Source organism: Marivita sp. S0852, from assembly GCF_046591575.1.
GTDB lineage: Bacteria > Pseudomonadota > Alphaproteobacteria > Rhodobacterales > Rhodobacteraceae > Marivita.
In genome coordinates, this window is the sequence record NZ_JBIQWA010000040.1 from 1 (window position 1) to 431 (window position 431).

At 50.1% G+C, this 431-nt stretch carries 1 protein-coding gene; it reads left to right on the forward strand.

The annotated features are described in order from the left end of the window. Nucleotides 1–27 precede the first annotated feature (27 nt). On the forward strand, nt 28–431 hold a 404-nt coding region (locus tag ACG74X_RS21330), incomplete at its 3' end, for a hypothetical protein (RefSeq protein WP_411237330.1).

The following is a 431-nucleotide window of genomic DNA, read 5'->3' on the forward strand; positions in this document are numbered from 1 at the left end:
TTCTCGCAAACTGGAACGGAGGACGAAGTGAAGAGCGATTTTACGATCTATATGGACGAGCCCATCGTCAGGGAGGGGGGCGTGGTGATCATCCAGCCCGAGGCGGTCGATCTGGAGGGCGATCAACTTGCCGAGCTTACGTCCGGAACGAATAAGCTGACCATATCTTCCCAAGTCACGATTGTGCGCCTTCAATATCCACAAGACGGAACGTATGTTTACAGGTTTGATACAGCCAATCCTCAGAATTTTCCGGGTACGAACGGGCAAACTAGACAAATCGGTGTGGGCAGTTCTTGGGATTATCATCCTGACGACAGAGACCGAAGCGAAGAAATTCCTGCGTTTCTTACGCATCACTTTCAAATACCTGGTGGTAATTGGACTGAAGAGCAAAGTCGTGAGAGACAAGTTAATCTCCCGGGTGGGTT